This window comes from Mycobacterium sp. MMS18-G62, assembly GCF_053877835.1.
This window is the reverse complement of sequence record NZ_CM132662.1, coordinates 774,318-795,600: the sequence shown is the minus strand read 5'-3', so window position 1 is coordinate 795,600 and position 21,283 is coordinate 774,318. Positions and strand designations below refer to the sequence as shown.

The 21,283-nt window shown below is 63.5% G+C and carries 20 protein-coding genes; 15 read left to right on the top strand and 5 right to left on the bottom strand.

Going from position 1 to position 21,283, the window contains the following annotated elements:
• The 7 genes from ACWW36_RS03880 (at window position 1) to ACWW36_RS03850 (ending at window position 5,722) form a co-directional block, all read left to right on the top strand.
• Window positions 1-1,107, top strand: coding sequence for an MCE family protein (locus ACWW36_RS03880; RefSeq protein ID WP_456142354.1), 1,107 nt, complete (start codon window positions 1-3; stop codon window positions 1,105-1,107).
• Between the two features lies 1 nt (window position 1,108).
• Window positions 1,109-2,575, top strand: coding sequence for an MCE family protein (locus ACWW36_RS03875; RefSeq protein WP_456140288.1), 1,467 nt, complete (start codon window positions 1,109-1,111; stop codon window positions 2,573-2,575).
• Window positions 2,542-3,141, top strand: coding sequence for a tetratricopeptide repeat protein (locus ACWW36_RS03870; RefSeq protein WP_456140287.1), 600 nt, complete (start codon window positions 2,542-2,544; stop codon window positions 3,139-3,141). The genes ACWW36_RS03875 and ACWW36_RS03870 overlap by 34 nt, the downstream gene beginning before the upstream one ends.
• Complete coding sequence (locus tag ACWW36_RS03865; RefSeq protein ID WP_456140286.1) at window positions 3,138-3,767, top strand: hypothetical protein; 630 nt, start codon at window positions 3,138-3,140, stop codon at window positions 3,765-3,767. Before ACWW36_RS03870 ends, ACWW36_RS03865 begins: the two co-directional genes overlap by 4 nt.
• Window positions 3,737-4,114, top strand: coding sequence for a DUF732 domain-containing protein (locus ACWW36_RS03860; RefSeq protein ID WP_456140285.1), 378 nt, complete (start codon window positions 3,737-3,739; stop codon window positions 4,112-4,114). Before ACWW36_RS03865 ends, ACWW36_RS03860 begins: the two co-directional genes overlap by 31 nt.
• Before the next feature lie 20 nt (window positions 4,115-4,134).
• Window positions 4,135-4,782 carry a CAP domain-containing protein gene (locus ACWW36_RS03855; RefSeq protein ID WP_456140284.1) on the top strand — a complete coding sequence of 216 codons (648 nt, stop codon included), beginning with the start codon at window positions 4,135-4,137 and terminating at the stop codon, window positions 4,780-4,782.
• Between the two features lie 103 nt (window positions 4,783-4,885).
• A complete protein-coding gene (locus tag ACWW36_RS03850; protein WP_456142353.1) occupies window positions 4,886-5,722 on the top strand; it encodes an alpha/beta hydrolase-fold protein in 837 nt (278 codons plus the stop codon).
• Window positions 5,723-6,464: 742 nt separating this feature from the next.
• On the opposite strand, the gene ACWW36_RS03845 is transcribed toward ACWW36_RS03850, so the two are convergent.
• The 5 genes from ACWW36_RS03845 to ACWW36_RS03825 all read right to left on the bottom strand — a co-directional run bounded on the left by ACWW36_RS03845 (window position 6,465) and on the right by ACWW36_RS03825 (window position 11,632).
• A complete protein-coding gene (locus ACWW36_RS03845) occupies window positions 6,465-7,244 on the bottom strand; it encodes an SDR family oxidoreductase (protein WP_456140283.1) in 780 nt (259 codons plus the stop codon).
• A gap of 30 nt (window positions 7,245-7,274) precedes the next feature.
• Window positions 7,275-8,348: an acyl-CoA dehydrogenase family protein gene (locus tag ACWW36_RS03840; protein WP_456140282.1), complete on the bottom strand. Its 1,074-nt coding sequence runs from the start codon at window positions 8,346-8,348 to the stop codon at window positions 7,275-7,277.
• Window positions 8,345-9,493 (bottom strand): acyl-CoA dehydrogenase family protein, encoded by a 1,149-nt coding sequence (locus ACWW36_RS03835; RefSeq protein WP_456140281.1) that lies wholly within the window; start codon window positions 9,491-9,493, stop codon window positions 8,345-8,347. Before ACWW36_RS03835 ends, ACWW36_RS03840 begins: the two co-directional genes overlap by 4 nt.
• A 7-nt stretch (window positions 9,494-9,500) precedes the next feature.
• Entirely contained in the window at window positions 9,501-10,358 is an 858-nt protein-coding gene (locus tag ACWW36_RS03830) for an SDR family oxidoreductase (RefSeq protein WP_456140280.1), read from the bottom strand.
• Window positions 10,359-10,888: 530 nt separating this feature from the next.
• The gene (locus ACWW36_RS03825) at window positions 10,889-11,632 is read right to left on the bottom strand and encodes a FadR/GntR family transcriptional regulator (RefSeq protein ID WP_456140279.1); all 744 of its coding nucleotides are present in this window, start codon (window positions 11,630-11,632) and stop codon (window positions 10,889-10,891) included.
• Between the two features lie 427 nt (window positions 11,633-12,059).
• Between ACWW36_RS03825 and ACWW36_RS03820 the strand changes: the two genes are divergently transcribed.
• The 8 genes from ACWW36_RS03820 to ACWW36_RS03785 all read left to right on the top strand — a co-directional run bounded on the left by ACWW36_RS03820 (window position 12,060) and on the right by ACWW36_RS03785 (window position 21,204).
• Window positions 12,060-12,668 (top strand): TetR/AcrR family transcriptional regulator, encoded by a 609-nt coding sequence (locus tag ACWW36_RS03820; protein ID WP_456140278.1) that lies wholly within the window; start codon window positions 12,060-12,062, stop codon window positions 12,666-12,668.
• Window positions 12,669-12,728: 60 nt separating this feature from the next.
• Window positions 12,729-13,802 (top strand): Rieske 2Fe-2S domain-containing protein, encoded by a 1,074-nt coding sequence (locus ACWW36_RS03815; RefSeq protein WP_456140277.1) that lies wholly within the window; start codon window positions 12,729-12,731, stop codon window positions 13,800-13,802.
• Between the two features lie 644 nt (window positions 13,803-14,446).
• The gene (fabG, locus tag ACWW36_RS03810; RefSeq protein WP_456140276.1) at window positions 14,447-15,205 is read left to right on the top strand and encodes a 3-oxoacyl-ACP reductase FabG; all 759 of its coding nucleotides are present in this window, start codon (window positions 14,447-14,449) and stop codon (window positions 15,203-15,205) included.
• A gap of 120 nt (window positions 15,206-15,325) precedes the next feature.
• Window positions 15,326-16,156, top strand: a complete 831-nt coding sequence (locus ACWW36_RS03805; protein WP_456140275.1) for an enoyl-CoA hydratase/isomerase family protein — start codon at window positions 15,326-15,328, stop codon at window positions 16,154-16,156.
• Between the two features lie 299 nt (window positions 16,157-16,455).
• A complete protein-coding gene (locus tag ACWW36_RS03800; protein WP_456140274.1) occupies window positions 16,456-17,670 on the top strand; it encodes a Zn-ribbon domain-containing OB-fold protein in 1,215 nt (404 codons plus the stop codon).
• Complete coding sequence (locus ACWW36_RS03795; RefSeq protein WP_456140273.1) at window positions 17,667-18,827, top strand: thiolase C-terminal domain-containing protein; 1,161 nt, start codon at window positions 17,667-17,669, stop codon at window positions 18,825-18,827. The genes ACWW36_RS03800 and ACWW36_RS03795 overlap by 4 nt, the downstream gene beginning before the upstream one ends.
• An 11-nt stretch (window positions 18,828-18,838) precedes the next feature.
• Window positions 18,839-19,651: an enoyl-CoA hydratase/isomerase family protein gene (locus tag ACWW36_RS03790; protein WP_456140272.1), complete on the top strand. Its 813-nt coding sequence runs from the start codon at window positions 18,839-18,841 to the stop codon at window positions 19,649-19,651.
• Window positions 19,652-20,037: 386 nt separating this feature from the next.
• A complete protein-coding gene (locus ACWW36_RS03785) occupies window positions 20,038-21,204 on the top strand; it encodes an acyl-CoA dehydrogenase family protein (RefSeq protein WP_456140271.1) in 1,167 nt (388 codons plus the stop codon).
• The last annotated feature ends 79 nt before the right edge of the window (window positions 21,205-21,283 follow it).

Genomic DNA, 21,283 nt, shown 5'->3' with positions numbered 1-21,283 from the left:
ATGGTGCTCACCATCGTTGCCCTAACCTCCGTGAGTGGCTGCGGGTGGCGTGGCCTGAACTCGCTGCCGCTGCCGGGCACCGCCGGCGGCGGTCCGGGGTCCTTCACCATCCAAGTGCAGCTGCCCGACGCCACGAACCTTCAGGAGAACTCGCGGGTGCGCGTCGCCGACGTAACCGTCGGGAACGTCACCCGCATCGAGCGACAGGCTTGGCACGCGCTCTTGACCGTCCGGCTCGCCGGCGACGTCGACCTACCCGAAAACGCAACCGCCAAGCTCGGCCAGACCAGCCTGTTGGGATCGATGCACGTCGAGCTGGCGCCGCCGGTCGGGATTGCCCCCCACGGCAAGCTTCACCAGGGTTCGCTGATTCCGTTGTCCTCGGCTGGTGCGTACCCGTCAACTGAGCAGACCCTCGCCGCGGTGTCGGCGCTTCTCAACGGCGGCGGTCTAGGCCAGGTTCAAGACATCATCAAGGCGTTGAGTACCGGGTTCTCCGGCCGCGAACAAGACGTCAGGAGCCTGACCAACCAACTCGACAAATTCGTCACCTATCTCAACGACCAGACCGGTGACATCATCTCGGCCACAGAGAAGCTCAATAATCTGGCCGGCCAATTCGCCGCGGCAGACCCGGTGATCGACCGGGCGCTGAAGACCCTGCCCGATGCGCTGACGGTACTCAAGGACAACCGCACACAGCTGACCGAAGCGGTCGACCGCGTCGGCAAGTTCAGCGCGCTGACCGCAGACACCGTCAACGGGATCAAGGACAACCTCGTCAAAGAACTCAACCAGCTCGGTCCCGTGGTCGAATCGCTGGCCAACGCGGGACCGGCACTCACCAGGTCGCTGAGCATGCTGGCCACCTACCCGTGGCCCAACGAGACACTCGACAAGTGGTGCCGCGGCGACTACTGCAACATAACGGCCATCTTCGACTTGACGCTCAGCCGCCTCGACGCCGGTCTGCTGACCGGCACCCGATGGGAAGGCAACCTGACAGAACTGGAAATGCAGTGGGGTCGCACTATCGGCCAGATGCCCAGCCCCTACACCGCGGGCAATCCGCTGATCGTCCCCTACCGCTTCGACCAGGGACCGTGACATGAACCTCAACAAGACCATCAAGATCCAGCTGGTCGTCTTCACCGTGGTCGCGCTCGTCGCGACACTGACCGTCGGCCTCGGCTACCTGGCGTTGCCCTCCTATTTTCTCGGCGTCGGCCAATACACGGTGAAGATGGAACTTGCCGAGTCAGGGAACCTGTACCCCACCGGGAACGTCACCTATCGCGGCAGCGAGGTGGGCAGGGTCACGGCGGTGCGGTTGACCGATACGGGAGTGGAAGCCGACCTGTCGCTGAAGTCGGACATCCCGATCCCCTCGGACCTGGACGCCCAGGTGCACAGCCAGACCGCCATCGGCGAACAATACGTCGCGTTGCTGCCGCGCGGTCCGGCGCCGCCGCTGAAGAACGGCGACGTGATCCCGCGCGACCGCACCTCGGCTCCGCCGAACATCGGCAGGCTGCTTGAGGCGGCTAACCGCGGGGTGGAAGCGATCCCGGGCGACAATCTGAAGACGGTCATCAACGAGAGCTACACCGCGCTTGGGGGACTGGGCCCGGAGTTCGCTCGGCTGATCGACGGTGCCACATCGCTGGCCATCGACGCCGATAAAAACCGTGACGCGCTGGTCTCGCTGATCGAGGATTCCAAGCCGGTGCTGGATTCGCAGACCGACACCGCCGATTCGGTCCATGCCTGGGCGGCGCATCTGGCCACCATCACCGGCCAGTTGAAAACCCAGGACGGCGCATTGGCCGGTGTGCTCGAGAAGGGCCCCGCGGCGGCGGACGAGGCGAGAGCGCTGTTCGACCGGCTCAAGCCGACATTGCCGACGGTGCTGGCCAACCTGGTCAGCGTCGAAAAGGTTGCCGTCGTCTACCAGCCCGCCATCGAGCAGCTGCTGGTGCTGCTGCCGCAAGGCACCGCGGCAGCAGCGGCGGGCATGATCCCCGACTTGTACAACAAGACCGACTATCGTGGCTTCTACCTGAGTTTCAACACCAATCTCAACCTGCCGCCGACGTGCAGCACCGGGTTTCTGCCGGCCCAGCAACACCGCGGTCCGGTGTTCGAGGACGCACCGCCGCGCGCTCCGGGCGACTTGTACTGCCGGACTCCGCAGGACGGGATGTTCAATGTCCGCGGGGCGAAGAACTATCCCTGCCTTGAGCGTCCGGGCAAGCGGGCGCCGACGGTGAAGATGTGCCTCAGCGACGAGCAGTACGTCCCGCTCAACGACGGTTACAACTGGAAAGGTGACCCGAACGCGACACTGTCGGGGCAAGCGGTGCCGCAACTGCCGCCCGGTTCGCCTCCGGCCGCGGGGCCACCGCCAGCCCCACCGCCTCCGGCGGCGCCCACACCGTTAGCCGCCGCCGAATACGACCCGGCCACCGGGCGTTACGTCGGGCCGGACGGGCGGATCTACACACAGTCCGACTTGGCCAACAACGCACCGCAGGAGAAGAATTGGCAGACGATGCTGATGCCGCCGGGCAGCTGACCGCGGCCGCGGAGCAGGGCTACGACGAGGCCGAAGCCCACCAGTCGATGGCTGCCGACGCCGAACCACCCCCGCGCCAACGACCGCCGAGCATGCGCTTGGCGGTCGGCGCAGGCGTGATATTCGTTGTCGCGTTGGGCGGCTTGTTCGGATGGCTCGGTTGGCAGGCGTATGAAGCCCGACAGGCGCAACAGCAGCGTGAGATCTTTCTCCAGACGGGCCGGCAGGCCGCGATCAACCTCACAACCATCGACGCCGCCCAAGCCGATGCCGACGTTCAGCGCGTCCTGGCTTCTGCCGCTGGCACCTTCCACGACGACTTCGCCGCGCGGGCACCGGCATTCGTCGAAGTGGTGAAGAAGGCGCAGTCAAAGACCGAAGGAACTGTCACGGCGGCCGCGCTGGAATCAGAGTCGCCTGATCGAGCGCGGGTCATGGTCGCGGTATCGGTTAAGACCTCGTATGCCGGTGCGCCCGAACAACAACCGCGGCTATGGCGGATGCGGATCGATGTGCAGAAGTCCGACGGCCTAGCCAAGGTCACGAACGTGGTGTTTGTCCCATGATGACGACAACGAACGGATCGGAGCTAAGCGTGCCCGAGGTCGAGGTCGTCGGTGGCGAGTCCGACGCTTGCGACAACGAGACCGTCGTAGCGGCCAGCGACAACACGGCGGTGGTTGAAACGCAGCAACCGGGTCGAAAGCGCTTGCGCGCCAAAGTAATCCTGGCCTACGGCGTGCTGCCGGGACTGGCCTTACTGTTGGCCGCTGGGGCGGGATTTCTGAAATACCAGGCCGAGTCGGTCCGCCAGTCGCAGGTCGCAACGATCGAATCCGTCCAGGCGGCCAGCGACAGCACCATCGCGTTGCTGTCCTATCAACCCGACACCGCGGACAAGCAGCTGCCCGCCGCGCGCGAACGGCTGACCGGGACGTTCCGCGACGAGTACACCAAGCTCATCACCGATGTCGTCATCCCGGGCGCGAAGCAGAAGAAGATCTCCGCCATAGCGACGGTACCGGCGGCGGCGTCAATGTCGGCCACGCCTAACCACGCGGTAGTGCTGCTATTCATCGATCAGAGCGTCGTGATCGGAAGCGATGCGCCTACCGCCACGTCGTCGACCGTGCGAGTAACCCTCCAGAAAGACCGAGGCCGATGGCTGATCTCACAATTCGATCCGCTCTGAGTTCCGTCTTTGTCGCCGGGCTGGTTACCGCTTGCCCAGTGGGTGCGTTGGTCAACGCGCCGAACGCTCACGCGGATGCGGTGGCGTACTTAATCAATGTGACGGTACGGCCGGGCTACAACTTCGCCAACGCCGACGCGGCACTGGCGTACGGACAGAGCGTTTGCGACAAGATCGCCGCGGGACGCGGGTACGCGCAGATCATGGGTGACGTCAAATCGGACTTCTCCACCTCCGATGAATACCAGGCGTCGTATCTCATCACCCAAGCGGCCAATGAGTTGTGTCCGGCGCAGATTTGGCAACTGCGTAAATCGGCTGCGGCCTACCGCCCGCCCGGGCCGTAGGTCAGGAGAGGAAGATCTCGATGATTCCATCACTGTCGCGCACAGCGTTAACCCTCACGGTGGCAACGGTTCTCGGGCTGGTGCTGACGAATCCGACCGCGCATGCCGACCACGACAACAACACATTGATTCCCAACAACAGCCGACTCAACGACAGTCTGGTGCAGGGCGTATACATCCTCCAGCATCGGGCGGGCTGCACCAACGACGTCAACCTCAACCCGCAACTGAACCAGGCGGCGCAGTGGCACGCCAACGACCTGATGAACAATCGTGCCCTCGACGGCGACATCGGCACTGATGGCTCGACGCCTCAGGATCGCGCCAACGCCGCCGGATTCCCGGGCGACGTCACCGAAACCGTCACCATCAATCCCGCGATATCGATCAGCAGCTTGGAACTGATCAACCGGTTGCACGACGATCCCGCCGCGCTGGCGATGATGCAGGACTGCTCCCACACCGTGATGGGGGTGTGGTCGGAGAACAGCCTGGATCGAACGGTTGTTGTTGCCCTCTACGGATCCCCTAACCGCGAGGTCCCGGTGATCAGTCCCACCGATCCAAACCCGGACTATGACGCCAGCGACGAACTCGAGCAGGGAACGAATTGGTTCCCCTGGATCCTTCGCGGCGTCTTCCCGGCGCCCGCGTACCCGCCTCAATGAACCGAGCATGATCACGGGAGAAGGTCACATGGGTTCGTCCTTGGGACATCAGGAATTCAAGCGCCGCGTGTTGGGGCTGCGGATTGCGCTGGTTGCGGTGCTGATGTGTTGTCTGTGGAACGCGGCCCAGGCGAAGGCAGCCGGCGTTGAAACGTTGATGGTGCCGTCTGCGGCGATGGGCCGCGACATCCCCGTCGCGTTTCAGGGCGGTGGCCCGCACATGGTGGTGCTGCTCGACGCGTTCAACGCCGCACCGGACGTCAGTAACTGGGTGACGGCAGGCAACGCCATGAATACCCTTGCAGGCAAGGGCATCTCGGTGGCCGCTCCGGCCAGCGGCGCGTGGAGCATGTACACCGACTGGGAGCAGGACGGCAGCAAGCAGTGGGAGACCTTCCTTGCCAATGAGCTGCCCGACTGGCTGGCCGCCAACAAGGGCCTGGCGCCCAACGGTCATGGCATCGTCGGCGCCGCGCAGGGCGGCACGGGTGCGATGACGATCGCGACCTTCCATCCGGACCGCTATCGGTTCGCCGGCTCGCTGTCCGGTTTCCTCACTCCATCGGCCACGACCTTGAACGGCGCGATCACCGCCGGGTTGGCACAGTTCGGCGGCGTCGACACCCGCAACATGTGGGGGATGCCACAGCTCGGCCGGTGGAAGTGGCATGACCCCGACGTGCACGTGCAGTTGCTCGCAGACAACAACACCCGGTTGTGGGTGTTCAGCCCGTCCACGCTGACATGCAGCGATCCCGCCGCGATGATCGGCTACTGCGATCAAGCCCAGGGCAGCAACCGCTCGTTCTACCAGCACTACCGCTCGGTGGGCGGGCACAACGGGCACTTCGATTTCCCCGAGGGCCCGCAGCACGACTGGGGCACCTGGTCTGGTCAGCTTGGTGCGATGTCGGGCCAACTCGTCGCCACGATCAAGTAATGCCCTAGAGCAAGGACGGCACATCCGTCGGCCAGCCAGCGGAGTACTTCGTCACCAAAGTCTGCTTGTCGAGTTTGCCCGCGTCCGTTCACGGCAGTTGTGGCTCGAAGGATGCAACGAAGACACTTGTCGTGCGCCAGATGTTCGGCAGTCATGTCAGCAGTTCACCGGCGAGTCATCGGTTCCATCGGCTGGGGTCGACGGTCTACACGACGGCTTTGACGCTGTGGCCATCTCGTTGTCCGGGTATCCCGAACACGGCTGCGTCCATCACCTGTGGATGGGTGATCGGACATGTTCTCCGCCTCTTGCGGATAAATGTTCACTCCCCGGAGATGAGCGTGTGGCGACGTCGATCGGTGAGAACCAGGTACCCCTCGTCATCCATGTAACCGATATCCGACCGTCATCGAGCCCGAGTCATGATGAGATGCAACGGTTTTGGCTTCGTCGTTGCGGTACTCGAGTGCATAGCCTGCGTCGACGTAGATCGCTCCGGTCTGTCCCGCGCGTCACCTCGCCACCGTCGCCGAAGATAGGAACATTGCCGACCATGGGCCGGCCCGCGGGTCCGGGACGAGATAGCCGCTCCTCGGCGGTGATGTAGGTAGTTCCCGCGCCCGCGGAGGGGGAATAGAACTCATCCACGACGGCATCCACCTCTAGTGCGGCTTTGTCGCGCACACGGGCCAGCGGGAAGACCATCTGCTGCCCAGTCTTCTCGACGGGGCGGGCGGAGCACTTACCGCGGAGTGAACCGCTGTGCACCGTCCAGGCGCATCACTTCGCCGTTGACGTAGCCGTTGGTTAGCAGGAACGTCGCAGCATCTGCGAACTCGTCCGGCGTGCCGAGGCGCTTGGGGAATGGAATGTTGGCGGCGAACTTCGCGATCGCCTCTTCGCCGACCGACTCCATGATCGGCGTCTTCATCGTCCCGGGGGCGATCGTATTCACCCGAATGCCCAGGGGGCTTAGGTCGCGCGCGGCGGCGATTGTCAAGCCGATCACACCGGCTTTGGCCGCAGCGTAATCGGTTTGACCGATCTGGCCTTCGTAGCCGGCGATGGATGCCGTGAGTACCAGTGCGCCTCGCTCGCCGTCGTGCCGCGGCTCCGCGGCCGCAACGTCAGCGGCGACCAGCCGCGCGAGGTTGTAGGTGCCGTTGAGATACAGATTGATTGTCTTGGTGAAGATGGCGAAATCCGCCGGGCTGTTGTCGCGCTGCACGATGCGTTGGGGTTTGCCGAATCCGCCGTGGGCCACGACGGCATACCGCAGCTGGCCCAGTTGGTTGGCCTGTTCGATCGCGGCCTTGACCGAGTCTTCGTTCGTCACATCCGTACTCACGAAGATCGCGCGGCTGCCCAACTCGTCGGCGAGCGCCTTGCCTTTGTCGGCGGCCAGGTCGGCGATCACCACGCCGAGGCCTTCGGCATGCAATCGCCGCACCGTGGCCTCACCGAGCCCGCCCGCGCCTCCACTGACGATCGCGGACGCACCCTTGAATTTTTCGATTGTCATTAGTTCTCCTTTTTCAGTTGACTGCACCGGTCATAGATCGCCGATTACTAGGTCCCATGGATCGGCGGCGCTCAGGGTCATCCGGCCGAGGCGACGCGCATACCCGGCCGTCGTGCCGTAGTCGTTGCTCCAGGCCTGCGCGCGCAGTGTCACAGACGACAACGGATGTTCAGCGGTGACGCCGATCGCGCCGTGGAGTTGGTGGGCGATGGTTGTGACCGGCGTGACGGCGCGTCCGACGGCCACCCTTGCGACGGTAACCGCGTATTCCGTTCTGCGGCTCCTGAATCCATACTCTGTGGCAGCTGCAACGGCCAGCGTGGCGGCGGCTCGAGCGCGTTCGACCTCGCCGGCAATCGCGGCAAGAGCATGCTGCACGGACTGAAATTTGATCAGCGTTCGGCCGAATTGGATCCGTTCGCTGGTGTGCGCCACCGACAGCGCTGCGGCGGCGTCGAGTGCGCCGATGATCTGGACGCAGCGACACCATGAGCCGCGCAGCGACAACTCGTCGGCGACTGCCAGTTCGACGGTAGTGAGCTCGTCGGCGGCTAGGTTGACGGTCAGTCGATCGCGTGGCTCTCCGGCCAGATTGTGGCTTTCCGCCAGTTCGGCCGTATTGATATCGACGACGCCCACGCGCGCCTGTTCGTGGCCGCGCGCGAGAAGCAGCACCGCCGAGCACGCGCGGGTCCACGGAACATCAGTCGCCGTCCCACAGATGCGTCCACCGGAGGCGTCGTCGTCGATCACCGCGACAGTGAGTGGTCCGCCCGGCAGTTCAATGCCCGCCAGGTTGCCGAGCCACCCTGCCAGAGCGTCGGTTTCGGCCAGCGGGACGGCGCCCGCGTGCTGAGCGATGCCTGACAGCACTACGGCAAGCTCAGCAGGGCCGGCATCCAGATCAGCAGTGCTCGTCAACCGCGCCAGGCCTGTGTCCTCGAGGTTCCGCCACAACTGCGCGTCGAATTGCTCGGGGATCCTGCGCTGACCGATGCGGACATCGAACGATCGCCGGCCGATGTCATCCACCAGCTGCTGCAGTTCGGCATGTTCATCATCGCCGGTGTCGCTGGCGAACACGCCGCTCGAAAACGCCGTCATCGCAACCCCATTCCGCGCGCGACGACACCGCGCAACACCTCGTTGGTGCCACCGCGCAAGGTGAACAACGGTTTGTGCAAGGCTGCGGTGGCCCTCAGCGCCGCCAGTTGCGGCGTCATCTTTAGGTGGTCGAGCACGTCAGTGATCACGTCGATCGACTGCTGCTCGAACCGGGTGCCGAGATCCTTGACCAGCGCTGCCTGGTTGGCCGCGTCCTTGTTCTCACTGAGCGCCCGCGCCACCCAAACGGACAGCTGTCGCAACGAGATCAACCGTGCCACAAGGTCACCGACGATGCCCACGGTCGTTTCATCGGCGTCGCCGGAGTGGGTCAGAGCCCCGACTGCCGCCATGATGAGCGGTGCCGTGGACAGAATCCGTTCCGGGCCGCTGCGTTCGAACGAGAGTTCGGCGGTTACCTGATGCCATCCTCGGCCGATCTCACCGAGTACGTCGCTGTCTTGTACGAAGACATCCTCGAAGACCACTTCGTTGAAGTGATGGTCGCCATTCATGAGGAGGATCGGTTCGATGAGTACGCCCTTGGCGTCGCAGGGAACCAGGAACTGACTGAAGCCGTCGTGCCGTCGTTGGGGCTCTGGCGGACTCGTTCTGGCCAGCACCACAACCTGATGGGCGCGGTGCGCGCCGCTCGTCCACACCTTCGTGCCGCTTAGCAGCCAGCCGCCGTCGGTCTTGGTCGCCTTGGTTTGCACGGCCGCCAGGTCGGAGCCTGCGCCGTGCTCGCTCATGCCGATGCAGGAGTAGAAATTTCCGGCGGCGATGCGTGGCAGCAGGCGCTCGCGCTGCTCCTCACTGCCGTAAGCCATGAGGCCAGGAGCCACCTGTCGGTCGGCGACCCAGTGTGCGGCGATCGGGGCGCCTGCCGTCAGCAGTTCCTCGGTCACGACGTACCGGTGGAGGTGGCTCAACCCCTGTCCGCCGTACTTCTCGGGAATGATCAGCCCCACAAGACCGGCTGCGCCGAGGCGCGCACTGAACCCTTCATCCCACTGTCCGAGCCAGGAGTCGACAGCTGGCACCCACCCGTATTCGGCCTGGTCGGCCCTTAAGAACTCCCGTACCGAAGCACGCAACTTCGCGAGTTCGGGCTCATTGGCGCGCAGCGCGTCGAAGTGACTCATACTCAAGCTAAATCGTCGGCAGCGGTGTCGCCGGCAGATAGCAGTTCGGCAGAAGGTCGTCCTCGGTCGCCGCCATCAGATAGCAGGACAGGTCACCGACCCCCTCCTCGATGAGTAGCTGTTCGTCGGTGTAGAAGTGGCCGGTACAGTCGGCGGACCGGGTGATCAACGCGTGCACCGCATCGGCCATGATCCGTGGGTCACGGGCCCGCGCGCGGATGCCGTCGCCCATCGAGACGATCATTCCGGTGCTGGCAATGGTGGTTGCGGGCCAAACGGAGTTCACCGCGATCGGGATCGACGCGAACTCCGCAGCCCACCCGAGCGTCAGCAGGCTCTCGGCGTATTTGCCCACGGTGTGACCCACGTGAGCGCCCACCCACGGCGGATCCAAATTCAGCGGTGGAGACACGTTCACAATGTGCGCGTCGTCGGACTGACGCAAGTAAGGCAGCGCGGCCTGCACCACCGAGAACGGTCCTTCGACGTTGATCTCCAGCAGCCTGCGGAAGTTCTGGGGCGGCAGGTAAGGCGTCCTGCGCAGGTCCAGCGCACCGGCATTGTTGATCACGACGTCGATGCCGCCGAAGGCATCGGCCACTTCGGCTACGGCGCAGGCCGCGGCGTCGGCGTCGCGGATGTCGCAGACCAGTGGCAGGGCTCGACCGCCTGCGTCGCGAACCGCGCGGGCTGTATCTCCAATCGTGCCGGGCAGTTTGGGGTCGGGGCAGTCCGTCGTGGCGAGAAGTGCCAGCGCGGCGCCATCGGAGGCTGCGCGGACCGCGATCTCTCGTCCGATGCCTCGGCTAGCGCCGGTGATCAGCACGATGCGGTCCTTCAGCGTGCGAGGAACCGTTTTTCCCACGCATTGCTCCTCCCGCAGGCAGACATGACCTCTAATGCGCTAACTATATAGCGTATTAAATGGGTGGGCTTCCGCTACCCCGCCGTACCCGAGGCGACGGTCGATGAGACCTGTCGTTTCGATCGAGAAAGGGTGAAATCGTCGGTGCGGGCTTGACATCGGTCGGCGAGCATTTCGAGTTCGGCATCAAGGATCTCCGGCCGATGACCTGCGCCGCGTCCTAGTGCGGGTCGAAAGGCTGTCGAGTAGTCCGAGGTCCACGTCGCGCGTTCGGCGAGCTGCCAACGAGAGATCGCGTCAAAGGACCACTTGCTTGCGCCGAAGAATCCATACGCGAAATTGAGTGACGGGATCACCCGCGGAAGCGGCGCTGGCGGCCGCACATCGTCGTCGGCCGGTCGAACTCTACGACTGCACCCGCACTCCGATGGGGCGGCGGCGCCAATCGGCTCAGGACGTCAGTGATCGATCTACGGGCAGCCCATCATTCGGTGTGTCGAAATCGTTGTCGACCGCGCGGTCTAGCCTTCTCATTCGAGAAGATCTACCACGGTGGCCAATTCAGACCCCGATAGCACGTACTCCTCGGCCTTCCGCAGATGCTTTTTCCACAGCTCGCCGGCCTCCTCGGCGTTGCCGGCCTTAATGTGATCGAGCACCATGCGGTGTGTCTTCACGGAGCGACGGAGGGCGGACTCGGCGCGGGTGCCCTCGGTGGGCTGTAGAGAAAGGTTCGCCTTCTCGATGATGTGGCGCAGCATGTCACTGACGATCTGCAGCGTCTTGTTGCCCGACAGGCGTGCGATCGCGGCGTGGAAATCAGTCAGCTGGTCGATGGTGGCCTCACCGCCAGGCCTCAGCTGTCCCTCACGTTCGACGATCTTCTCCAGCTCGGCGATCACCGCAGGTTTGCGATCCTTGGCCAACTGGACGACCATCGGTGTTTCCAGAGTCACCCGCGCGTCGTAGACGTCCTTGAGTGTCACACCCTCGTATTCCAGGATCAGTCCGGCATATCGCGCAAGCGTCTCCCGTTGAGGCCGAGTGACCCGTGCGCCGCCGTGCACGCCGCGCTGCACCACAATCAGCGACTCAGACTCCAGCACCCGGAATGCTTCGCGCAGGGTTGGCCGGGACACCCCGAACCGCTCCATCAGCTCGGATTCGGGCGGCAGCATAGTACCTTCAGCAATCTCACCGCGAATAAACATGCGCCGAAGCACAGTGGCCACTCGATCGGCCATCTTCGGCTCACGAAGGCTGGTGACCTCCATATCGACCTCCACCGCTAGATGCAACAAACTAACTATTTGGTAGTTTAACCGAATTGAGGATAACTGCCGTGCACGCACGCCCGCACGGTGACGAAACTCATCGCTACTATGCCATCGCGGATCCCATGAGGCCCTTCATCGGGAATCGTCGTCTGCCTCGGCCCGAAATTCTGCCTCGCTGCTTCCTCAGACCACATTGGTGATCCTGGGCGGCGTGCGCTGGCCGCATAGGGGCCGAACAGGCCATCAGCGAGCAACGACTCAGTGCGGCCGCGCGATCGGCGCGGCGCATCAATCGCGGCCCACAGAACCAGGCGCACTACCTCCCTTCGATTGAGCGTCGCGCCCGAGAAGTCCACGCATTGTGCGAATGCACTTTGTGCTTGTCGGGGTAGCGCCGCCGTGCTGTGTGCTTGACTCGCGGGCGATGAAGTCGCGTGAACGCACGCCGCCGTGGGCGGCTGGGGCTAAGACGGATCGAACCCGAACGCAGATCCTGGAAGGGGCTCGTCTGACCTTCCAGGAACTCGGCTATGCGTCCACCCGAGTCGAGCACATTGCGAAGCGAGCCGGGGTGTCCCGTCCTACCTTCTATGTCTACTTCGCGACTAAACAGGATGTGTTTCTGGCGGTCGCCGAACGGTCCGTCGGGCAGCTGACCCTGGTCCTCGCGGCACTCGATGCACTGCCGCAATGTCCCTCCGACGCCGAACTCGGCTCGTGGGTGCAGCAGTTCTTTGCGTACTTCGACGTTTTCGGCGCGTTCGCCACGGTTTGGCGGCAGGCCGCATTCGCCGACCCCGCCTTGCAGCAGTCCGGCTGGAAGGCGCAGCGGCGGTGGGCGACCCGCATCGGCCGCAACATCGATCGCATCCGCGGAAATTCACTCGGCGATCCCCTCTCCCAGGGGCTGGCACTCGAAGCGATGCTCGAGTCCTTGTGGTTCTCCGCGACTATGGATACATCTGCAGGAAGTCGCCATTCGGCGGTCACCGTCGCCACGGCGATGGTCAGAGCGCTGATAGTCAATACTTGACGATAGTGTCTAAGTATCGTTTAATCTGGAGTCACCCAGGCGCTTGAGAGGTGGCTTGTTATGCGTAAATCGTTGACGGTGACCGACACCGAATCGGAGGTGCGGATCCCGGCGTGGATGGCCCCGAGCGGTTGGTTCGTCGTCGGGTGGTCGCATGACCTCGCACCGGGTGATATCAAGCCGCTCAAGGTGTTCGGCCAGGAACTCGTCCTCTACCGGTCGACCGCCGGGGGGGTGTGCTGTCTGGAGGCGACCTGCCAACACCTCGGCGCGCATCTGGGTTACGGCGGCAAAGTGGTCAATGACTGCATCGTGTGCCCCTTCCATGGGTGGACGTGGGGTCCGGACGGGCAGAACGTGGCGGTGCCAGAGGGAAGAACGAGTAAACGCCGAATCGAGCCATGGCCTGTGTGCGAGCGCAACGGCATCATCTATCTGTGGCACGACGTCGCCGGCCAACCGCCGACGTGGTCGATACCGGATCTGTTCGAAGACCTGCGTGATGAGTACCCCACGGGTGAGTACTGGGATTTGGCAACCGCAGCGAGCACCTTTGATTACGGAGATCTGTCCATCGAACCGCGAGTCGTCGCCGAAAACATCGTCGACCCCATCCATTTCCGCTATGTGCACCACACCCGCGATCTGCCCACCCTGGTGGATTACCACGTCACCGATGCGTCCTTCACGACGAAGCTGCGTGTGCACTCCCGAGGTAAGCGCAGGGTCGGCGCCGCTGCCCGGGAGGACACGGTGACCCTCAAGCAATGGGGCGTCGGGATGGCCTACACCCGGTTCTCCGGACGCGACAACACGCACTCGGTGATTTCCACGACGCCGGTGGATGCTCAGACCTCGACGCTGCGCCAGACACTTTTCATCGAGAAGGTCGACGGTGAAAGCGACGGCGAACGCTCCGCCAGGATCAAGGCCATCGAGTCGGTGTTCCCCGAAGATCTGGCGATCTGGCAGCACCAGCGGTTCATCGAGCCACCGTCGCTTCAGACCCAGGAGGCCAAGATGTTCCGCATGATGCGCAGATGGGCCCAGACTTTTCAGCCCAAGCCCGGCGAGTACGGCAGCCTCCGTTCTGATCGCGCCGCACCTGCCGTTTCGTCGATCGACGAGAGTTAGCAAGCCCGGGTTTCTTATTGAACCGGAGCGCCAGTCGACCCCACGCGGCGCAAACGCCGCTGATCTCATCGCGTGACTGAGATCTCCGGCGGCTTGTGGAAGTGCATCCGTCGGTGAATCTCGTTGCTTGGCAACACAAGTGAATACAGATTGGATGCGGACGTGGAATCGGACTACCTCGGCGCAGCCAATCGAGGCCGCGCGATCCGATCTGACGCGCATCGATAGCGTCAAGAGCGCGCGACGACAACATACTGGTCGTCCTGTCGCGCTGACCGACACAATCCTTAAGAGGGCGTGTGCTGGCCGTGGCGACACCTCGATGGGGCGGACTGCGGCGAAAACACAGTTGCACAGGCACGGCTGCAATATCGCTTAATATTTGACTGTTAAGGTAGGATGGCCCGTCGAAGGACCCGGAAGGAAAGCGACGTGATCTCAGCGACCTTGGTGTAAAACCCGGCGAGCACGCTTCCAATCGAGGGGCAGTTCGCCAGTCTTACCTGAGCGGAATGCGTGCATCCAGGCGACGCGAAGGGTGCGCCGGAGCCCAGCGGGGGACGCTGCGGTACCGCACGCGTGTCCAGGATCTACCAGAGCCGGTCGCACGAACCGATAGCACAACAACGAGATAGGTGGGCAGGATGACTGGACAACGACTCGCGCACAAGGTAGCAGCTGTCACAGGGGCTGGTCAGGGGTTGGGTCGTGCCATTGCCCAGCGTTTGGCCTCAGAGGGCGCCCATATCGCCATCGTCGACGTCGACGAGGCAAATGCGAAGACCGTGGCTGAGGAGATTCAGCATTCAGGCGCTCGGGCAATCGCGCTTGCGTGTGATGTGTCTGCTCGCGAGCAGGTAGTGACTGCGGCGCAACAGATTTCGGACGAGTTGGGCCCTATCGATATTTTGGTGAGCAACGCAGGTGTGATCCGGCCGGCGATGCTGTGGCAGATGTCGGTCGAGGAGTGGTCAACGGTGATTGACATCCACCTCAATGGCGCCTTCCATTGGTTACAAGCCGTGGTCGAAGGCATGCGTGAGCGCCGCAGTGGTCGCATCATATTCACGACCTCTGCGGCCGGAATCAACGGAACCGTGGGACAGGTCAACTATTCGGCGGCCAAGGCTGCACTATTGGGACTCACGCGGTCGGCGGCGTTGGAGCTGGCCCGCTATGGAATCACGGTCAACGCCGTCGCGCCTGCCGCGGCCACCGCAATGACGGAAAAGATTCGGACCGATGAAAAGCTCAAAGACAAAGCCCTGAGCAAGATCCCACTTCAACGCTGGGCTGAACCCGAGGAAATCGCAGGCACGTATGCCTTCCTTGCATCGTCGGACGCTGGGTATATCACCGGACAGGTGATCGCAGCTGACGGCGGAATGGTCATGGCCAGGTAGAGCGCCATCAGCTAGTGCTGTATCCGGAGGCCGCAAGCTCGAACTCTCCCCCCGTCAAAGTCGTGATCAATCGAAGAACGGACCGAGTTAATCACTCGGACTACACGATTCAGGAGCGCCATGTCGGCTCAATCAAACGAAGCCTCCCCGCGGCCGCCTGGCGGCGATTGGCTGGGAACGCCCTACCTGAGGTTCGAGCGCCACGGCGGATTCGCCGTGGTGACACTTGATCGTCCGAAGGCGCGCAATGCGATGACGCCTGCGATGTATTTCGGAATCCGCTACGCGATATCGCGGGTAAATTCTGACGAGAATCTCGCCGGATTGTTAATCACCGGCACGGGCGATGTGTTCGCGCCGGGAGGCGACCTCGCCCAGGGTGGGGCAGACAACTGGATGGATTTAGCCTCCACCATGGGCATGGACATCACGCCGTTTGACGCATTGCGCCAGTCGGCTAAGCCGGTAATCGCGGCCGTCAACGGTCTTGCCCAGGGCGGCGGACTGCAGATCGCCATGTGCAGTGACGTGGCCGTCGTCAGCGAGCGGGCGACGTTTCGGGTACCGGAGCTCTACCGTGGCATCGCCGACACCTATTACAGCCATATGCTCGCAAGGTTGATCGGTCCGGTCCGAACGCGAGACTTGATGTTCACCGGTCGAGTGTTGTCAGCAGCAGAGGCGCTCGAGTGGGGCATGGTATCGCGGGTGGTGCCACATGACGACCTCATGCCCGCCGCCCGCGAGGTTCTCGCCCAGTGTTGCCGGACGGCACCCCGTGCACGCGCTCTCGTCAAGTCCGACCTCGATAATTACTTGGGGCTTTACGACCGGATAGGGATGAAGACCAGCCTTGACGGGCCCGAAGCCCTGGAGGGATTCCTAGCATTCAAGGAGAAGCGGTCACCGAATTGGGTGCACCCCGGCCTGCAGGTCGACGGCCGACTCTGAATACTGCGGCTACGCATCGAGCGCCGTGAAAGGTGTTGGAGCACTGGGCGTTCGGTTCGTTGACGACCGCATTCATGCCGAGAGTGCTTCCGTAACCGGGAAACGGCCAAACCGTCAAGGCCCAGCCGTCTCACCCGATATGAGCCTGGCCGACCGAGGATGGGCGCGGGCAGCAGTAGTCAGGAATATGCTCGCCAACGAACCGGAAGTCGTCCCGCTGCCGCGCGAATGCTATAACTATATAGCGTATTGTCTGATGACAGCGACGTCAGCCAGCCACGGCACAGGAACGAGCCACCATGACCCATGTGACATCCATCGGCACCTATGCGCCACCCTGGTCGAAGGGTGAGCGCCGGGTGAAGGGGCCCGACGAGGACGCGCTGACCATGGCAGTGGCTGCCGGCCGAGCCGCCGACCCCGACGGCTCCGCCCGTCAGGTGGTGCTCGTCTCCCGTGACTTCCCGCTGCTGGAGGGAGGAAACGGGGCCGTCCTTCTGGCAGCGCTGTCGCTACCGGCCGACACTCCGGTCGCTGAGGTTCTCGGCGGCGCGCCCGCAGTCCTGGACCAGATCACCAACGCGTCGGCGAGCACGCTGGTCATCGGCGCCGACGACAACGACGAGTCAGTCGGTGCGGCCGCGGTGTTGACGGGCCAGGGGGAGCCGACGTTGCTACCCATCGGACGCCAGACCCGCAGCCTGCCGCTGCGGGCCCGGGGCGATGATGGGAAACGTCATTCCTACGCTGATCCTCGACTTCAGCGTGAGGTGGGCATACGGGGCACCCTGCGCCGGATGAAGCTGACCGGTGCGACGGTGGCCGCCGTGACCGGTGTGCCCGCGGCGCAGCTCGGCCGCGAATTCGACACGTCTGCGGCCGTCGAGGATCCCGGGGTCTCGGCTTCGGCGGTAATCCGGCTGATCGCCGACGCGATCGACCGGGGCGTGGCGGGCCTCGTGTTCGCCGCCGAGCAGTCGACGATGAACGTGGCTCAACTGCACGACGGCGTCAAGCCACAAATTGTGCGCGATGAAGCCGCCACACGCGAACTTCCCGCGATCCGGACCGCGGAGGGAGTGGGGATTCCGATCTCGATGCCCGCCTACAGCCGCGCGTTCGAACCGAAGATCCGTTGGGAGGCAGCCGTCTTCGACGAACGTCCGGGTATCGACGCCGCACCGCAGTTCCCGCCGCGCCTGCGGGTCGACACATCGGGGCAACTAGCCTCCGAATACCGGCTGGAGCCGCTGCCGCGCACCGGCACCGTCTACACCCATACGACGATACGGATACCGGTTCCCGACCTACCCAGTCCCTACTCGCTGGCTGTTGTTCAGCTCGACGGCAGCCCGGTACGAGTCCTCATGAAGGTGACCGGCGTGCCCGCCGGCGAGACCAGCATCGGGCAGGCCGGTTCGGTGGTTTTGCGGAAGATCGCCACGCGCGCAGGCATCCCGGACTACGGCTATGCCTTCTGGCCGGGTCGGGGGAAAATGGGAGCAAAGATATGAGAAACGTCGCCATCGTCGGTGCGGGCATGACGTCCTTCGGAGAACACTTCGAACTGGGAGTCAAAGACCTGTTGCCGATGGCCTACGCCGAAGCCGCCGAGCGTGTCGACAAGGGAATCGAGAAGCCGGAGATCGAGGCCGCCTGGTTCGGCGAGCTGTCGACAACCGACGGCTTTCCGTCCGGAATCCTGGCCGATACCCTCGACCTCACCGACATTCCGGTGACCCGCGTCGAGAATGCTTGTGCCACAGGTAATGACGCGGTTCGCAACGGGGTGCTGGCCATCGCGTCCGGTCTCTACGACGTCGTGCTCGTCGTGGGCGCGGACAAGGTACGCGAGGCGGCGTCGAACACCACGTTCTGGGACTGGGCCGCAATGACCCGGGATAACGCGTGGGACTACCCGCTCGGCCTGGTCGCACCGGCGAACTTCGCGCTGCACGTAATCCGCTACCTGCACGAGTCACCGGCGACCAAGGAACACATGGCCATGGTCGCGGTGAAGAATCACTTCCATGCGCTCAACAACCCGAAGGCACAACTGCGGTACGAAGTCACCGTCGAGCAAGTGTTGGCCGCGCCTATCGTCGTCGAGCCGTTTGGTCTGCTTGACTGCACACCTCAGAGCGACGGTGCCGCGGCGGTGATTCTGGCTGCCGAGGACGTCGTCGACCGCTACACCGACCGCCCGGTGTGGGTGCGCGGTGTCGGAATCGGTATGGATCGCGTCATGCATCAACACAAGCAGGACATGACAACGTTCCCGCCGACCGTGCGGGCGGCGAAGTCCGCCATGAAGATGGCGGGAATCACGCCCAGCGACATCGATGTGGCCGAGGTGCATGACTGCTTCACCGGCGTGGAGCTGATCAGCTACGAGGATCTGGGGTTCGCCAGCCGTTTTGAAGCATACAAATTGGTTGAGGCGCAGGAGAACTACGTCGGTGGGGCCATCCCGGTCAACCCCAGCGGCGGCCTGAAGGCCAAGGGCCACCCGCCCGGTGCCACCGGCGTGGCACAGTGCTACGAACTGTTCAACCAGCTTCGGGGTGACGCGGAGAACCAGGTGGACGGAGCGCGAATCGCGCTGGCGCACAACATTGGTGGGCCGACTGCCGTGTCGGCTGTGACCATACTTTCGAACAAGAAGAATTGATAGGAGCTGTCATGACCACTTCAACAATCGCTACCCTGCCTGGCTACGAGGAGTTTGCCCCGTCGCTTCTCGTCGAAAAGCGCGGCAACGTGCACGTGTTGAGCATCAACCGCCCGGAAGCCTTCAACGCGGTGGACGAGGGTGTGCACACCGCGTTTACGAAGATTTGGCGCGCTCTCAGCGCCGATGACGATGTTCGCGCGGTCGTGCTAACCGGTGTGGGCGGCAAGGCCTTCTCGGCTGGAGGCGACATGGTGATGTTCGGTCGCATGATGGAGGACCCGGCGGCCCTTCAGGCTCAGATCGCCGACGGTAGAACCGTGTTCCTCGAGGCGGTCAACTTTTCCAAGCCGCTGGTGTCTGCGGTGAATGGTCCCGCGGTGGGGCTGGGATGTTCGCTCGCACTGCTCAGTGACTTCATGGTGATGGGGGAGAACAGCTTTTTGTCCGATCCCCATGTCGCCGTGGGGCTGGTCGCAGGAGACGGCGGCGCCGTAATGCTGCCGTTGCTCATCGGGCTGATGAAGGCCAAAGAGTACGTCCTGCTAGGAGAACGGATCACCCCGGCCATCGCTGAGAAGCTGAATTTGGTAACGAAGGTTACTGCTGACGGCGCCGTCCTCGATGAGGCACTGGCGATTGGTGAGCGCCTGTGCGCGCTGCCGCCGCAGGCGTTGCGCGAGACCAAGGTCGCCATGAATATGCACTTGTCTCGCGCGGCGCTCGGGGTGCTCGAATACGCCCTCGCTGCCGAGCACATGTCCTTTAAGACCCCGGAGTTCCGGGAACGGGTCGCCGCGTTTCGAGCACGCTCGAGATCGTAAGCCGCCGGCGGCCCGGCAGAGGTCACCGTTAGGCGATTACGCGAGCGGTGAGGGCGGTTCGACTGTCCTCACCGATCGCCCGTGCGTCTGCCCCAGTTGAACCGCACGCTATCCGCAGGGTGAGGCCTCATATCGGGATGGCGATGGCGAAGAAGCCTCGCCGAGCGTCACTCTGATCGAGACCGTTTCGCCTCGAGGACACCGCCTTGACGATGTCAGGACCGCTGCGCCTGCCTGCGTACTCGTGTTACTTCTGTTGTTGCCGCTGGGCCCTCACGCGATGGTCCGCTTGCCTATGCGTTGGCCCAGGTGATTAAATCGTAAATAAGATAAATATTTGTCGATTTGCGATAGTGGAACAGAGGAGAGGCATTGTGCCCGGCGGGATGAGTTTCGAACTGACCGAGGATCAGGAGCTGATCCGTAAGTCCGTCGCCGAGCTGGCGGGCAAGTTCGACGACCACTACTGGATGGCCAAAGACCAGGCGCACGAGTTCCCGCAAGAGTTTTACGACGCCATCGCCAAGGGCGGTTGGCTGGGGATGACCATTCCGGAGGAGTACGGCGGCCAAGGTCTGGGCATCACAGAAGGGACCCTTCTGATCGAGGAGGTTGCGCGCTCCGGGGCGGCGATGAACGGCGCCAGCGCCATCCACATGGTGATCTTCGGTATGGAGCCGGTGGTCAAGTACGGCTCCGAGGAGCTCAAGAATGCGACGCTGCCGCGAATCGTCGACGGCGACTTGCACATCTGTCTCGGCGTGACCGAACCCGGTGCGGGCCTGGATACATCACGCATCACGACATTCGCCAAGCGCGAGGGCGACCACTATCGCGTCAACGGCCGAAAGGTGTGGATCTCCAAGGCACTTGAGTCCGAGAAGATCTTGCTGCTCACCCGCACCACGCCGTACGACGAGGTCACCAAGAAAACCGACGGAATGACGCTGTTCCTCACTGACCTCGACCGCGACCACGTCGACATCCGGCCGATCAAGAAGATGGGCCGAAACGCGGTGGATTCCAACGAGTTATTCATCGACGACCTGATGGTCCCGGTCTCCGATCGCATCGGCGAGGAGGGCAAGGGCTTCTCCTACATCCTCGATGGGCTGAACCCAGAGCGGATGCTGATCGCCGCCGAGGCGTTGGGCATCGGCAGGGTGGCGCTGGAGAAGGCCGTCAAGTACGGCAACGAGCGTGTCGTGTTCAACCGACCCATCGGCATGAATCAAGGCCTGCAGTTCCCACTCGCGGACTCACTGGCCCGGCTCGACGCCGCCGAACTGGTGCTGCGCAAGGCGACGTGGCTCTATGACAACGGCAAACCCTGTGGGAGAGAAGCGAATACGGCGAAGTACCTGTGCGCCGACGCTGGATTCGATGCCGCCGACCGGGCACTGCAACTGCATGGAGGGATGGGCTACTCCGAGGAGTATCACGTGTCGCGCTACTTCCGCGAGTCACGCCTGATGAGGATCGCCCCGGTCAGCCAAGAGATGGTCCTGAACTTCCTCGGCCAACACGTGCTCGGCCTACCGAGGAGCTACTGATGACGAACTACTTCGAGCCGACCGGCCGCTGCGCGCCGGGCGTCAATGACGGCAAGATCGCCGTGCTGCGCGAACGCGG